Here is a 13,212-nt window from a genome sequence, read left to right as displayed (position 1 = left end):
TTTTGTTTGTAAAACGATTTGCGCTGCTCAGGGGTAAGGTACTGCGAGACAACAACCTTCATGTAACCCGCTCCCCATTCTCCTCCAGAATCCGCTGCGTCATCGGCCGGATCGACTCCTGCTCTTTACAATCGGCCAGCGCCTTTAGAAGATCGCTGCCTTTCATAATCCTGGTCATGAACACCACGCCGGACCTGCGGCCTGTTTCTTGCTCAAGAAGTTTGACAAGCTCCATGTGAGATTTCACCTCCCCTCATTGACTTTGATCCCGATATGCTCTTCCAGCGGAACAGGCGTTTTCCCGCGCATGAACATCGTGTGCCCGATCTTCTTCTCCAACTCGACGAATTTGCGATAGAGCTCTGGGTTTCGTTCAGCGCCGTGCCGAAGATCATTCACACTTCCCATGATGCAAAACACGCAAGACAACATCTCGTTGCGCTCGTATGCCCAGAATGGATTTTGCCCGGCATCGGCGATTGCCTGGAACACATCGGCTGTTGACATGTTGAAGATTGGCATCCAGTCCCACACATCGCGATGTCCACAGCTCTCAGAAGTATTGAATCGGAAAGGTATCTTTTTGGACCGTGCTTTCGACTCCTCTGCACGAATAACCGTGCAGTTGACGCCAACCCGCAGTCCCCTATCACTGAGATAATTCCGAATGAACTTCATGATCGGTCCGCGCTTCAGATCGCTAGTGCATTGCCGGCACGATGACGACGGCCACATACCGCGCTGCTCCACCATTCCCAGCAGTGTCTTCTTCGCACGGACTACGTTGACGGCGTGGTCTGTGTTCGCCCAAATATGGTCCTGAACACCACTCCATTCCACTTCACCAAGATCGGCATGCACGACGACGAGCTGGTGAGTTGGGATAATTGGTCGGAGTAGCGCATACATGGCTTGAGAATCCTTGCCGCCGCTGTGCGAAACGAAGAAGATAGCGCCGGCGATGATCAATCCTTGAATTTCGTCCAGCAAATGAAGCTTCATCACGTTATCTCCCCCGTCTCCGCGACGATGTTCTGCACGTGGTCTTCATCCTTCCGCTTAACCTCAATCTCAAGACCGAGAGCGGCGGAAACGCGGTTTATTGAATCTTCGTTCCACCTGCGCTTACCAGCTAACAAATCGCTAATGTGCTGGTAAGTGTACTGCGATCCTTTAGCCAATGCTGATTTGCTTATGCCAGCTTCATGCATCGCTTTTTCAACTGCACCCGTAAAGTTCATTGTGTTCGTCACCTCCATGTCCAAATAATAAGCATTTTGCTTACAAACAGCAATCGACAAAAATCAGCATTTTGCTGTATATTTGAGCATTCTTTCGACATAATAAGCATATTGCTTGTTTTACCTTAAAATATAAGCAAAATGCTGATTGTTTTAGAATTCGAAAAATGTTATGATTTTTTCAGCAAAATGCTTAATGATGAGGTGTGAATATGAGTGAGGCTAATGAAAGCAGAATTAGAAAGTTGCGGAAGGAAAGAAAACTGAGCGGGATAAAAGTGGCTCAGATGATGAATATTACGCCACAGTATTACTACGACATAGAAAAAGGGGAGCGCAGATTAACTGCAGAAATAGCGAGTGATCTAGCGGATATCCTTAATACAACTGTTGATTATCTGATCGGCAAAACTGACATAAACCTCTATGATTGGATACAGTCACCTGCAGAAGAAGCTGCTGAGGCATTAAAGGTTCAAGAGGAAGAATCGCAATATTCTATTGTGGAACCAAACAAAATTGTCGATATGAGAAATAAAAGCAAAGCCCGCTTGGATGCGATTATGGGCAAGCTGCCACAAAAAAATGACTCCTATAATTCGGAGCCGATCTCTGTCGAGCTTGTACCGATTCCTATTTACGGAGAAATCAGAGCCGGCTATGACTCCCTGGCGAATGAAATGATTATCGGATATGAGTACATGTCGAAGGATGCTGTTAAAGACGGGGAGTATTTTTACTTGATCGTCAAAGGCGACTCTATGGTTGAGGAAGGGATCCGCGAAGGCATGCGGGTGTTGGTCAAAAAGCAGAGCCATGTCGAGAACGGGAAGATCGGTGTCGTGCTCGTTAATGGCGATGAGGGTACGCTTAAGCGCGTATTTTATGATGGCAACAATGTAATCCTGCAAGCCTCGAACAGAAGCATCGGACCTAAGTCCCTGCCGATTAAAGAAGTCCGGATCCAAGGACAAGTCAAAAAGGTGGAATTCGACGTATAGATGGCCAAGATATTTGTTTTTTACACCGAACACGAGGATGAGCTCGCGCCTATTTGGATGATCGTAAGGTTCGGCCGGGGAAATATCCAGTGGGACAAGACGAACGTTTATATCCCTGTGACCGCCCCATTTAAACGGCTGCGTGCTGAGGATTTTCATGATGAAGTATTGGGCCTATCGATCGCACAAACTGAAATGATTCTGCATCCGGAGCAAGCCGGCAAGTTCGGCATTCATCTCCCAGCCGTTTTGAAACGGATTGATAAAATGCGTGGCGAAGAATTTGCGATGCCCTTTTTGTTGGAGGATATTGAGCAGTTTATTATACAGATGGCCGACATTGAAGAAGTGCTGCAAATGAGCGTAATTGACCTGTATGCATGGGAATAGTGCCCTACCGGTTGGCGGGCACTAAAAATCAATCGGCTGCCATCGCGGCACCTTCTTTGGCTGTTGCTCCCACAAGCGAATAACCCGCAGCTTGCCTTCAGCAACCTCGATGTATCCCTCATCCTGCAGCCTTTTTACTGCAGCCTTGACGTGCCCTTGTCTCCGCTGTGCATAGCGGCTGATCTGAGCAAGATTAGGAGCTGCCCAAGTTTGGCCGTAGAGGTTAAATAGGATCGTGATGACCTTCCTCTCTGTGTCCGGTAACATATCCTCCCTCCCGCACGCCTTGTAGTAACCCCCCTATATACTTACCCATCCTTACACTGATCTCCGCTTTGACGACGTCTCTGGTCATCCCAAAAATGTCATTGTAGCCGCGGCAAAAAAACCTATAATAAATCATCGCCTCAGCAACTCTATCGTCCTCAACAACCTTTATACCGCCGGATCGCAGTAGCTTTTTAACTGTAGTCAGATCGGCATTGATACGGTTCATTAGCGCATTCACTGTTACAATATATAGTTGCGTCATCGGTTGCCGATCGAACTCGAGTTCACGCAAGTTTTTTTCACAAATCGTAAGCATCATCGGGAGCAGAATCGAATCCCTGATCGCGTAAACCTCTTCACGCGTCGGTAAGTTAGGGCGCGTCGTCATCGTCATATGCTGCTCGCCTTCCTAACAGGCTGAATGGCCAAGATGTTTGCAACACGAAATATCCTCGGTCCGCGCTGCACTAAACAGTAAGCTTTGACGATTTCTTCAGCAACCTCCCGCACCTCAACCCTGCGTTGTGTAATCTTTCCACGTCGATCCAAGTACACCAATTCGACGACTTGCCCGACATATTTTTGCATTCTCCTCGCCTCCGATAAGAACATTTGTTTGTATTGTATCCAGTATATGCGAACGATATACGAACGGGCAACATGAAAAAACCCCCTTTTCGGGGGATTTCGATCAAACATATTTTTTAGCTATTTAATCACTATCACATTTACATATTCAATCAATTGGTCTAATGAAGTAAGCTCGCCTGACGAGGCCCGCTGTTTAACGGGCCGAACCGGCTGTCGCGATGATAGCTGGAACCGCTGCATAGCTGGCCTTTAAATAGATACTTATTGAGCTATCGTTCCCGTCAGCTTAACTAAGAGAAGGAAACACTTTGGATAACAATTCTATTTTCATTTCCTCAACACTTACGAACCTTTCCTCCTTAGTTGGTGAAATAGCCCTTAGAATAAAGGACTTCAATGCAGGATTTTTTTCACGGTGATAATTAGTTGTTCGTCCAGTAATGATAAAGTAAATTACTTGTCCCAGCGCATAAGTCTCATGCCTTATCTCGTAATTTTCAAATCCAACTGATGTTAAATCAGTGATGTCATTAAGAACTCCTTTTATTTTTGTTCCTTGTCTAGTTAGTTTGCTGTCGGGGCGTTTAACCAGGCCAAAGTCTGAGACTTTTAACCAGGCCTGACCATCTTGATAGCTTTTTACTAATATATTTGTACAGCTTATATCCCTATGTAGAAATCCCTCCGAATGAATATATTCAAAAGCTTTTAATAGTTGTATTACTAAAACTCTCCTAACTTTTAGCGGAATACTATTATTGTGCCTTTTTAGAATAAAATCATCTAAATTATCATTAGCTAATTCCATAATGTATTCATTCTTTTCATCATCATACCGATACGCCTTAATAATAAACGGTGAGTCAAGGGTTTTTAGATCATTAAACTCATTTTTAAACCTTTCCAGCTCGTCAGGGCGTAAGTTTTCTAATGCTCTTTTAACAGCAAAACTACAATTGTAAAAAGAGTCATAGTAACTAAAAACCTTTGCATAGGATCCATTTCCAATTTGTTTCAGCTTTACTATTTGTTTATTTGGGCCTATTACACTTCTCGTGTTGGCGATTGTAAAAATTGGTCTAGTCTCGATTATATCGATCATTGGGAAATCTTGGGGGATCGCACTACCTCCAGACCTTGATAAGAACGACCTACATTTATCCATTATATCTGCATAATAGTCGTTTATATCAAAGGGATATTCGGATTTAAGCGATACGTGAACTAGCCTTACATCCTCAATTAATTCTTCGAGCAATCTACTTTCATCGGCGTTATAATGTCCACCATTACCTGGACGGTTTTTTACATTCAAAAACTTAAATAAATTATTTAATTGATAATGTGCAATAGAGAATATATCTTTTAGATGGTCATTAGAAATGTCATTATAAAAATCTTGGTAGAGAACCACTTTGTCAGAACTATATTTTCCAGAAAATTGGTTCGTTTTAATTCTTAAGAATGCGTCAACTTCACTAATAGTCCTCGCCCCCCTTGCTTTTTATTGAGAATCTTTTTCGGTTAATTCAATCGCTGAACTTGCAGGGTGATAACAACGATAAAGTATTATTTCAACAATGTTATCTTTACTTAATGACCAAATTAATTTCGCCCCTTGTCCTTAACGCATCCTAATATTACCACAATAATGATGATTTCGTTCTAGAACCTTGCCCGTCTACTTAATGAATTTTCGTCAACCAACCCAACTGGTGGTATATCTGTGGCCATGGATGTCCCCAGCACTTACCACCTCTGTGTCGTACAGCCAAGCGCTATCATTGACGCAGAGGAATTTTTTTGTTTAAATTTCCCTTGCCCATCTATTTCAAACCTTGATATACTAACATTTGACAGATTTCGAGTAAATACTCCATCTGATGGGAGAAATTGGGGGATATAATGGATCAGAATAAGCAAAATAAACCGCTAATAAAAAAATGGTGGTTTTGGGCACTGATTGTGATTGTCATAATTATTGCAGCAAACATTTCTGGAAAAGATGATGAAGTTAAGGACATGGCAACTAATGCAACCCCAACAGTAACACCATCACCCAAAAACACTCCGCAAGGAAGTACGGGAACTGTATCTCCAACCAGCAGCACTACGCCAACACAACAAAAACAGGAAGTTGACTGGAAGAAAGAGATCGGTGTAATTGCGAAAACTGAAAAGTCAACAACAGAAAAGTTTGATGAGGTAACTAAACTGGCAAGAAGCTACAAGTCTGATCAGAGTGAGCTGAAGGAATTTGAATCCTTCATAGTTTCCGAATTTAAAAATGGTTCGTATCTAAAAGATACAAAAAATCATGAATACATGCTGAACAATATTTTCAAAGCCACTGTGGTAGAACGACATTATGACGATAAAGAAAAGAAACCAATTGACTCCTTTGCACTTGATTTTATACAGAATTCAAAATATACATATCGTGGTGTCGAAACAATTGACAGTGACTCGGTTAAATCAAACGAAGATCAAATGAAAAAGTCCATGGCACAAATCAAGTAACTCTTTACAAAAAAAACACCGACTAGAAATTGTCGGTGTTTTCCCGTTTCAGTAGGGTCTGTGATCACTTATGTCACTAAACAAAAGAGGGCCATCCCACAGTCGGACAAAGTCTTCTGTGAAATGGCCTGCTTCTCTATTAAAATAATTCCGGCATTATGCCATCGCAGCTCGCTCCCTGTGGGGAGAAACGACACTAGTAGTGTCCTGTGTAGCATCTCCTACTATAGGGCATTTCGTTATTTTTTGCAAGGGCCGCGCAATAGGGAAGGACTCGTGTGCCTGGATCCTCGAATAAGACAAAAAAACAAAGCCCCCCACAATTTTGAATGGGGGGTCTCATAGTATTTTTATTTTTTGTTTAGTGCTTTAAATGCCTCTGTCAACATTTGTGTAGTCGTTTTACCTTTTTTATTTATGCTCATAGATACAGAGCTTGTCATTAGCCCGAGATTTTTTTTTGCTGTTGCTAACGAAATAACATTATTCATACTTGATCGCTCCATTCCTTTTTATGTACCAATAGATTCTATTCGTTGATTCCCAAAATTAGAAGCATCCATGTTATTTTTTTGCTTCTTGTCATCGTCCAACTTCTTTAAACGAGCGCTCCAAATACGATATAACTTGACAGTATTTAGAAATTTTTGTGAATCATCATCTCGATGATCGCATAACACAATGTATAACTTTTCCACAATATCACAATATAAACTTGCTAAAGGATTGAAAGCTAATTCTTCATCCGCCAATCCACTAAGTAAAGCAGCACTAAAAAACTCAATTTGATTTATTAAACCAGTTCCTCCATATTCAGTGCTTTTATCCAAATTAGTCTGTATTGAAGGAACATGAGTATTACAGGTTGATGTAAAAACAAACTCTGTATATGGTCCAGGATAATTAACAACATTGTCTTTTAAAAGATTATCTTCAAATTTTTCATAATCCGGAATGAACTCAGTTGCAAACCAATTTAGATACTCAATACTCTTCTCTACTGAAGCGCGCTTGTTCCTAAGAATAATATCTTGTTTTACAAGCTTTAGTTGTTTTAGTCCTATAATGATTGTTGTAACTAATCCGATGCTTGAAAGAAAGTATAACGTTTCAAAGATTACACGATATTTGTCAAGCCACTCCAACATATAATGACCTCTCTCTAAATTATGGTGGAATATAACATTAATAATATAGTATATTTTTCCCATAAATGAAAGGACATTTTAAGACAGAATGGGCGCCCTTAGTTAGACTTCAACACCCGCTTGCCGTGCAAGTACGATCGCATTAAGCCACGCAAGCTCCGATTGCGTCAGCTTCCGCATATACGCCTTTTCAGCCCAAGTCCAATCCGAGATTACACCTTTATTATATAGCCCGTCCAGTGCGTCACCGAGCATCTTCCATTGCCAATCATGTTCAAATTTCAACGTGTCGTCCTCCTCGTCGTATTTTCCGAGATCATAGCCGGCCATAAAGCTGTTTAGCTTTTGGTTATAAGTTGGATCGGTAGCATACCCACATGCCAATAGCATCGCTGTCTGTTCCTGCGGGTTAACTGCTGCCCGAACACGGTCGTATCGGCTCCAGCTGAAGAGTAAGTCCTGATCCCGGAAACAGTCCGCGATGCAGTCATACGCCCGCCAATGAGCCTGCACGCCTTCTACGCGAACACCGTCGTAAACCTCCCATGTCTTCGTGCTGACGCTACGCCCATGCCAAAACGGAGTCAGTTGTCCGCTGCCTACCTTATACCCCACGAGGTTATTCCAGGGATGTAGGACGCAGCCGGTTTCGAGCATAGCCTGTGCGATCCGGACGGATGGAAAAATCGGCGATCCCTCATTCCGAAGCTGGACGGCGATCGGTGCAATGACATCGATAAAGTCTTCTCGCTTCATACTAGCCATTCTTGATCTCATCCTTTCCGGGTGGCCGGATCGCCTTATATTGCATTTGACCGGCTGCGGCGGCGATCAAAAACGCATTGGCAAATGCGAGCCCATAAACCCGCCAGTCAGCGGCATTGGCACCAACAGCCAGTTGCGCCATGATCAGTACGAAAAAGGCCACAATGACAGCGTAAACGTCAGTCGGCAGCCCGGGAGCAATGCGGTCCATCAGCTTCTTCGTATATTGAACGATGAAAAACGTAAGCAAAGAAGCTCCCCCCATTGCGGAGAGAGCTTCCCAGGTAAAGAGCTGCGATTCCATGCCTTAATCCTCCTTGTCTCGTGGCGTTCCATCGATCCTGTCCATACGTTTATGTGCTGCCTTGGCTGACTCTTCGACGCGGGTAACTCGTTCCGACAATACGTCAATGCGCTGCCCCTGAGCACGCTGCTCAAGCCGGATATCATCCACGCCGCGCTTTATATACTCAACATCGGCTGCCAAGACAGCACCACTGCCGGCAGTCTTTTTAATATCATCGCGCATTGAACGTGTGCGCCCAGCCCAACCAAGCACGATACCACTAAGCGCGGCAGCTACTGATACTATCGCTGTAATCGCTGTAAAATCCATTCGTCACGCCCCTGTCTGCCCTATTCAGGCATAAAAATAGCCCCCGATCGGTTCGAGGGCATTACACTAATATTCCGAATGCGTACACTTCGCGGTAACGATCCACCAGATTGCTAAACCTAACGTATACCTCGTTTGCCGGCGCTGCCAGCTGTGCGATTCCGTTCACCACTTCAACAAAATTGGATGCCGACGCCCCGACTTCCACCTTTACGTCAGGCTGCGATTCCAAGTAGATTTGAAGAACATCGGAGCTTTTCCCAAGCTGCAGCTTAACCGTCCGGCAGCTACCCAGCGGATGCAAGGCGATAAAACCGTCCCCCATGTTTGCCGCGTGGCTGGATAATTCTTCAGAAAACTTGTCTAGCGGGAAATCTTCGTCGAAATAAACCAGGTCTCGAGTTGAGTTTGCTTTTATGCTGGCGATCTTAGCGAACAAAATCTCATCATACGTAAACAGCGCGGGTGCTTCAGCGAATGCCACATATGAAGTGACCTCGTTCGGAATCATGATCGGCGGCAGCTCCTCCCATTCGGTCGCCACTTGGGTTGTTGTCGTTACTAGTGCGGTTGATCCGTCATCTTTAACGACATTGTACGTATTAGTTACCGTTTCCCAAGCTATCGACTTGCGGGATTCGGGCACTTCATCGTCACCGTCCAGGTAAAGCGGCTGTCCTGCCCCGTCTGTCTTTTGCCGCTCGCCGTCGATTTTTAGAATAGGCTTCGCGAGTTCGATTGCATATGGAAGCTGTACACTATATTCCCCAAATTCGGTAGCAGGGCGATTAAGCCCCACTACGGTATTGTCCTGGCGATTAAAGACTACGTTCGTCATCGGTCCATCCTCCTTATAGTTTTATTAACGGTCGGCCTGGAAGTCGGAAGTAATAATATGCACCTGCTCCCAATCCGGTTGCAGATGCGGCACTACGCTTCCTAAGCGATACCCTTAGTAGTAATTCTCCATTGTACTCCACTAACGACGGCATACCGCTTAGGAATTCAGCCACTTTACTAGCCCACAATGGTATTCCGTCGCTGTATGCACCGACAGCCAAGCCCTGACCTGTATGAGGAATATCAGCGTTCCAGTACCTTATAACGCCTGAACTGTTCACACTGTCATATGCTACAGTACTTACAAGACTTTGAGGGTCTACCTTGTAATTAAGATCGTCTCCGGGGCCAAGCAGTCGTGTAATAGCGTTCGCGTATTGGTTCGACGCATCGTATGCGTATGCTTTATTTGTACCAGCGACTGTTACAAACCCCTGCATTCCCAACAGTACATCTTTCGCACCGTTTACGCCGCCCGTAAATACGCCCGTAAATTCTTGCGTCGGTACATAGTCACCAATTACGATAATTCCGTTATCTTCGTCGTTACCTGAGAATAGGCTTTCCACTTCACGAGTTTGTCTACGGACATACAAAAGACCCGATAGGCCAGCGTCACGGCGCGGGTTTTCGGGCACCAGTATATCGTACCCCGCTTTGCTTACTACTTCTAATTCTATGTTTACGTAGTCGAGAAATATTGCTGAAGTAGTTACACCGTCCGAAGGGTCCGCGTAACAAAGGAAGTGCGCGAACCCGTTGGCGTCGATAAAGTTTGATAGTACAGTTGTAGTCGCCATACCGATTCTTGTGGGAACTCCATTAGTCGTGCTATTCACAGCAGTCCAGGAGTTTGTATTCGCGTTCCATACAGAAGTTCTCGCCATATTTCCAGCAGGGCCTGTACCACAAACCGTCGCGAAGGCATTCATTTTTCCAATGTTCACCTTAAGCCAAGCTACTTTCTCGGCAACAGTATAAACTCCTGGTAGTTTCCCGCCCTTATCTTCAAACATCCGTATAATATCCTTAGACACTACAATCGCGGCCGCTTGTCCGTTTACCGAAGTCGTTACGGTCTTTAACGAAGCGTCCAGCGTCTTAATGGCGTCGTAGTCCGCCTGGGTAAACTCGGTACCAGGTGCCCCAGGCGTCGCAGTCGTGCCGTTTGTTGCGCTATAGGCTTTGTTCGGGTTTACAGTCGTACTTCCTATGATTTTACCCGCGAAGTCGTCAGTAACGGCCTGCGTACCCTTTACAAGCTTCTTGCCATTTGCTTCGCCGCCTAGGATATTTGAATAAACCTGGAACAAACCGCCCTGTCCTGCTGCCATGTTAAGGCTGTACTCGATGATGATTTCTTCGACGTCTAGGCCACCCGGCAGCGTTCCTAGGGTGAATTCGGCTTCATTAGTTCCCAGGTTTGCCCATGTGCCCGGTACCGTCGTCGAAGTCCCGGCGATAATCGCCCGGACGACTGGGCTGGAAGTGCTGGCGGTTGTTTCAAATAGCAAATAAACGACACTCGTATTGATGGCCGTGTTTACTGTGATCGTACCATTTGCGCTATTCACTGCTGTAATTGTACGCGTGGAGGAAATAGTGAAATCAGACTCCCTGACCAGTTGTATCGTATCATTTACACTAAACTTGGAAGTATCGCCAACATATAGCGTGTCAGTGGTACCGTCATTACGGAGAATTTTTCCGAGCGCTGTATCACTGTCGATAACGCCCCCTATAATTTCCCCAGCCCAGCCCCGTACTTTAATTTTGTCGCCTGCTTCCCAGGCTGCCGTATTTACTCCAGTTCCCTTGGTGACCGTTACGCCGCGTTCCTGCGTTTGGTTCTGGACTTTCGCGACGGCATAGGATTTTTGCGGCGTGAGTACGTCGCTGTTAATACGCCGCTGGTAATTAAGCGCAGGCGTAATATCAGCGTACCCTGCGATAAAGTCGGAGGGAAGTGTTGCGAAAGTCGCTCCCCTGTCTATTTTACTCACGGCGAAATCGGAAATAGTTGCTTTAACTCCCCAGCCACCCGCAGTGAATCCGAGGTACAAATTATTGTTTACCCTTGCCGCCGTTAAAGTGTGGCTTAATTCACCGATCATATTCCCGTTTATATACATGCGTACTTTGTCTGTTGTGATCGTTAAGCGCACATGGTGAGAACGTCCAGGCTGGAAGTTATATGAAGAACTTTCCCTCGGCACTCCGTTATCGATTACCCGCAATCTAATATCATTCGGTTTTTTGAGCCAAATAGCGATCATGTCTGTACTAGGTGCATTCGTTAATGCAAAAAGATAAGCAGCGTCACCGCCAATTGCGCTGTGATCTTCGGGTATCACGAATGCTTCAACCGAAATCGGGAAAGCATCGATGTTCTGGGTAACAACATGTCCACCCGTATTGTTGAAATATACGCCAGACCCTGTAGCTGCCGGTTTGAATAACGGCGCAGTCGGTAAGGTATTACTTGTGGTGCTACCTATCTCAGGAGACCGATTGCTGTCAAAAGATGCGTAAAAAATGTGATTTGAGTCGATAGGCGTTTTACGCACCCCAACATATGTTGTTCGCATAGCCTTACGGCGTTCGGGCTGAGTCACGCCGCGTAGGTGCTGGTCTAGTCCGTCGGTTAGAAGCTGCTGGTAAGGCGGTGCAACCAAATACGTTTTGTGGCGAAGGTCCGTTATGTCGCGTTCGTCGATGATATTGGAGTAAAGTCCGTCCGGGCGGTCCGAAGCGTTTCCACGTAATGCTACTACGCTGCCAGCAGCTACGTCGCTAGTATAATAGGGCTGATCTAAAAACAACCTTAAACCTGAAATAACTTTAATCACGTTCACTCGGCTGCTACCTGGTACAGATACTTTATCCCCTGCTTTTAATCCGTTAAGCGCGCTTACGTCAATGTAAGATTGCGTAGTACTAGCTATTGCAGCTAATGTCGTAATGCTTACATTCTCAAAGTAGTCAATGGCTCCGTTCGGGTTGTTGGTGCTATAACCGCCAGAATTGCGACGACGTACTTTAAAAAGCGGAATAGCATATACGTAGCCATCGTAGCTTTTGAGCACGCCTTTTGCGCCATCAGTTCCATCCCCAGCAATATATAGGCCTGGGTCCTTCGGTGCAGGGTCTGCTACGCCACCCGTTCCCCGATAATCGAAGGCTTTGAATACACCGTATTTCCAATAGCTATCACTGGTGGACCAAACAAACGGTAGAGTTAAAGGCGCCGCGTTACCTCCTTGAGGCTGTACGTTTACGTTTCCTTGGGTTCCCATGAATCCGTCTTTTGTATATGATGAAAAATCTATACCTGCGACTGTACGTATGCGGACCTTCCAGTCCTGCGTCGTTAGGTCGCGCCAAGCTTCCAAATAGACCAGGTCATCGCGTTCACCTGAGACTGGCGGGGCTGGGAAAAACACACGGTTATTCCCACCAGTAGTAGCTGGGTTCAATCCAGAAACGTCTACCTTTGCGCCGTTGATAAGCGTGCTAAAGTCGCTTATCCCCAACTGATTTTGGTAGGTCAAGTACTGCGATGGGATAGGTGTACCAACTGCACCTTTGCCGTGAGTAGCCGTTACGGGTAACACTCCAGCGATAAATGTCGCTATAAAGTCCAGCACCCCGCTATGTGCCGCTTGGGCGGCCAACTCCGAAGAAAGCTGTACGCTTGCATCCTTCAAACCGCGCTCCAGTTTGTTAAGGTTACCAGCACTTACAGGTGTCCCCTGCTGGATGACGTTACCCAGGCCGTCTATAATGTGGTCTACCCAGTTCGTTTTGTTATATTGCACAGATCATGCGCC

General features: G+C 45.4%; 15 protein-coding genes. 3 read left to right on the top strand and 12 right to left on the bottom strand.

Going from position 1 to position 13,212, the window contains the following annotated elements:
- Window positions 1-58 precede the first annotated feature (58 nt).
- From DQG23_RS42250 to DQG23_RS24275, 3 genes are read right to left on the bottom strand one after another with little or no spacing between them, the layout of a single operon-like run.
- Window positions 59-235 (bottom strand): hypothetical protein, encoded by a 177-nt coding sequence (locus DQG23_RS42250; protein ID WP_158560670.1) that lies wholly within the window; start codon window positions 233-235, stop codon window positions 59-61.
- An 8-nt stretch (window positions 236-243) separates the two neighbouring features.
- A complete protein-coding gene (locus DQG23_RS24280) occupies window positions 244-1,002 on the bottom strand; it encodes a phosphoadenosine phosphosulfate reductase domain-containing protein (RefSeq protein ID WP_113033487.1) in 759 nt (252 codons plus the stop codon).
- On the bottom strand, window positions 1,002-1,241 hold the full coding sequence (locus DQG23_RS24275; RefSeq protein WP_113033483.1) for a helix-turn-helix domain-containing protein: 240 nt from the start codon (window positions 1,239-1,241) through the stop codon (window positions 1,002-1,004). The genes DQG23_RS24280 and DQG23_RS24275 overlap by 1 nt, the downstream gene beginning before the upstream one ends.
- 212 nt (window positions 1,242-1,453) lie before the next feature.
- Here DQG23_RS24275 and DQG23_RS24270 point away from each other — a divergent pair, with 212 nt between their 5' ends.
- Window positions 1,454-2,242, top strand: a complete 789-nt coding sequence (locus DQG23_RS24270) for a helix-turn-helix domain-containing protein (RefSeq protein WP_113033481.1) — start codon at window positions 1,454-1,456, stop codon at window positions 2,240-2,242.
- Window positions 2,243-2,632, top strand: a complete 390-nt coding sequence (locus DQG23_RS24265) for a hypothetical protein (RefSeq protein WP_113033479.1) — start codon at window positions 2,243-2,245, stop codon at window positions 2,630-2,632.
- 223 nt (window positions 2,633-2,855) lie between these two features.
- Here the strand turns inward: DQG23_RS24265 and DQG23_RS24255 are convergent, their stop codons facing one another.
- Together DQG23_RS24255 and DQG23_RS24245 are read right to left on the bottom strand one after the other, a co-directional pair.
- Complete coding sequence (locus tag DQG23_RS24255) at window positions 2,856-3,296, bottom strand: YhjD family protein (RefSeq protein WP_192894626.1); 441 nt, start codon at window positions 3,294-3,296, stop codon at window positions 2,856-2,858.
- A 483-nt stretch (window positions 3,297-3,779) separates the two neighbouring features.
- Window positions 3,780-4,751: a protein kinase domain-containing protein gene (locus DQG23_RS24245; RefSeq protein ID WP_238178011.1), complete on the bottom strand. Its 972-nt coding sequence runs from the start codon at window positions 4,749-4,751 to the stop codon at window positions 3,780-3,782.
- Window positions 4,752-5,398: 647 nt separating this feature from the next.
- Here DQG23_RS24245 and DQG23_RS24240 point away from each other — a divergent pair.
- The gene (locus DQG23_RS24240) at window positions 5,399-6,013 is read left to right on the top strand and encodes a hypothetical protein (protein ID WP_113033470.1); all 615 of its coding nucleotides are present in this window, start codon (window positions 5,399-5,401) and stop codon (window positions 6,011-6,013) included.
- A gap of 350 nt (window positions 6,014-6,363) precedes the next feature.
- Here DQG23_RS24240 and DQG23_RS42245 read toward each other — a convergent pair whose 3' ends face one another.
- The 7 genes from DQG23_RS42245 to DQG23_RS24210 all read right to left on the bottom strand — a co-directional run bounded on the left by DQG23_RS42245 (window position 6,364) and on the right by DQG23_RS24210 (window position 13,200).
- Window positions 6,364-6,504, bottom strand: coding sequence for a hypothetical protein (locus DQG23_RS42245; protein WP_158560669.1), 141 nt, complete (start codon window positions 6,502-6,504; stop codon window positions 6,364-6,366).
- A gap of 21 nt (window positions 6,505-6,525) precedes the next feature.
- Window positions 6,526-7,161 (bottom strand): hypothetical protein, encoded by a 636-nt coding sequence (locus tag DQG23_RS24235; RefSeq protein ID WP_113033468.1) that lies wholly within the window; start codon window positions 7,159-7,161, stop codon window positions 6,526-6,528.
- A 102-nt stretch (window positions 7,162-7,263) separates the two neighbouring features.
- Window positions 7,264-7,926: a glycoside hydrolase family 73 protein gene (locus DQG23_RS24230; protein WP_238178010.1), complete on the bottom strand. Its 663-nt coding sequence runs from the start codon at window positions 7,924-7,926 to the stop codon at window positions 7,264-7,266.
- Complete coding sequence (locus DQG23_RS24225) at window positions 7,919-8,230, bottom strand: hypothetical protein (RefSeq protein ID WP_113033466.1); 312 nt, start codon at window positions 8,228-8,230, stop codon at window positions 7,919-7,921. The genes DQG23_RS24230 and DQG23_RS24225 overlap by 8 nt, the downstream gene beginning before the upstream one ends.
- 3 nt (window positions 8,231-8,233) lie before the next feature.
- Window positions 8,234-8,542 (bottom strand): hypothetical protein, encoded by a 309-nt coding sequence (locus DQG23_RS24220; protein ID WP_113033464.1) that lies wholly within the window; start codon window positions 8,540-8,542, stop codon window positions 8,234-8,236.
- A 61-nt stretch (window positions 8,543-8,603) separates the two neighbouring features.
- Window positions 8,604-9,380 carry a hypothetical protein gene (locus tag DQG23_RS24215; RefSeq protein WP_113033462.1) on the bottom strand — a complete coding sequence of 259 codons (777 nt, stop codon included), beginning with the start codon at window positions 9,378-9,380 and terminating at the stop codon, window positions 8,604-8,606.
- Window positions 9,381-9,393: 13 nt separating this feature from the next.
- Window positions 9,394-13,200, bottom strand: coding sequence for a LamG-like jellyroll fold domain-containing protein (locus DQG23_RS24210; protein WP_113033460.1), 3,807 nt, complete (start codon window positions 13,198-13,200; stop codon window positions 9,394-9,396).
- Between the last annotated feature and the right edge of the window lie 12 nt (window positions 13,201-13,212).

This window comes from Paenibacillus contaminans (assembly GCF_003285015.1).
Lineage (GTDB): Bacteria > Bacillota > Bacilli > Paenibacillales > NBRC-103111 > Paenibacillus_V > Paenibacillus_V contaminans.
This window is presented reverse-complemented; position numbering and strand designations above follow the sequence as displayed.